The sequence below is a fragment of the Pseudomonas sp. 32_A genome, assembly GCF_017490905.1.
Classification (GTDB): domain Bacteria; phylum Pseudomonadota; class Gammaproteobacteria; order Pseudomonadales; family Pseudomonadaceae; genus Aquipseudomonas; species Aquipseudomonas inefficax.
Genome location: NZ_JAFGYI010000281.1, coordinates 1 through 471, shown reverse-complemented (window position 1 = coordinate 471; position 471 = coordinate 1). Strand labels below are relative to the sequence as shown.

General features: G+C 60.7%; 1 protein-coding gene. It reads left to right on the top strand.

The window, feature by feature from the left end:
- Window positions 1–19: 19 nt before the first annotated feature.
- Window positions 20–471: UDP-N-acetylglucosamine-transferase (locus J5M58_RS26690; protein ID WP_243432567.1), on the top strand; the 452-nt coding region annotated here is incomplete at its 3' end.

Here is a 471-nt window from a genome sequence, read left to right as displayed (position 1 = left end):
GGACCAGCAGATGGTCGGGATGCTCGAGTCGCTCAGGACGTTCAGCGCAAAACCGCTGATCACCGCATACCTGCCCGGCTTCACGCCAGGATGTGAACGTCGCGCCCTCAGCCATACGCCGCTTGCAATGACGTTTTTCCGGTTTTCTCCGGAAGGCGTCGTGTTGTTCCGCGCTCGCGACATTGCGGATTGGCAGGCGATGGCGCATCCGATACCGGCGCGATTCTACAGCGCTCATTTCGCGTTCGCGGACGGCCATTTTGCGCAAACGGTACGGCACGACCCCCATTTTTTCTTCCACGGCGAGGAAATTTCCCTAGCCGTCCGTGCTTTCACGCACGGCTACGATCTCTATCATCCCCATCGCGCCATCGCGTGGCATGAATACACGCGTCGCGGACGACCGAAGATCTGGGACGATCACACCGTCGAGGCCAAAGCAAACGGCGTGGTCTCGCGGCACTGGGGGGA